Origin of the sequence: Paenibacillus sp. OT2-17, from assembly GCF_009827695.1 — a bacterium.
Lineage (GTDB): Bacteria > Bacillota > Bacilli > Paenibacillales > Paenibacillaceae > Paenibacillus > Paenibacillus polymyxa_B.
Map to the genome: position 1 here is coordinate 1 of NZ_WUDQ01000873.1, position 1,060 is coordinate 1,060.

General features: G+C 48.9%; 1 protein-coding gene. It reads left to right on the forward strand.

Annotation, left to right across the window (positions count from 1 at the left end; genetic code table 11):
- Positions 1 to 43 precede the first annotated feature (43 nt).
- A partial coding sequence (locus GRP75_RS27815; protein ID WP_160790987.1) for a 2-oxo acid dehydrogenase subunit E2 occupies positions 44 to 1,060 on the forward strand: 1,017 nt, incomplete at its 3' end.

Sequence of the window (1,060 nt, forward strand, 5' to 3'; positions counted from 1 at the left end):
AGCGGTAAAACGCGCCCTCCTATGATGTTAAGGAGTTGAAAAAATGTCAGACCAAACACAATGGAACGACGTGACCATGCCACAATTGGCAGAATCGCTCGTATCGGCGACAATTGCCAAATGGCTCAAACAACCTGGTGAAACGGTAGAGCAATTCGAGCCGATTTGCGAGGTTATTACAGATAAAGTGAATGCAGAAATCCCATCCACATTGGACGGCATTATGGGTGATCTGTTGGCAGAGGAAGGTCAGACAGTAGCGGTAGGCGAGTTAATTTGCCGTATCCAGACGAAGTCGGCTGCACCTGCGGCGGCATCAGGAGCGACACCTGTTGCACCAGCATCTCAAAGTACCGTACAAACACAATCTCAGCAGAGTGCTGGATCGGACCAGTCCATGAGAGGACGTTTTTCCCCAGCGGTGCAAACCCTGGCTGCTGAGCATAATGTCGACTTAAGCCAAGTACCAGGCACGGGCATGGGGGGAAGAATTACCCGCAAAGACGTGCTGAATTATGTGCAGCAGGGCGGCTCTGCTCCCACTGGAGTATCTGGACAGCCGACTGCGACAACATCAGGACAAGGCTCTCCTTTTGCAGGAAGACAGCAGTCTGCCACTCAGCACAGCACACTGATTCAAAATATGGACCCTGCTATTCCGGTTCGTAACAGTGGGATTCATTTGACGGAGGCTCCAAAGGCTCCTGTGATCGAAGTTGAGGGTGGCAACAATAACAGATCCGAGTATTTTATTGATGTTACACCCATTCGAAGTGCAATTGCTCGCAATATGCGACAAAGCGTTTCCGAAATTCCACATGCATGGACGACGATTGAGGTGGATGTGACCAACCTGGTAATGCTCCGCAACAAGATCAAAAACGAGTTCAAGCAAAAAGAAGGCATCAATATTACGTATCTGGCTTTCCTCATGAAAGCAGTCGTGAATGCAATCAAGGAATATCCGATCATGAATTCGGTGTGGGCTGTGGACAAAATTATCGTCAAAAGAGATATCAATATTTCGCTAGCCGTGGGTACAGAGGACTCCGTTCTTACT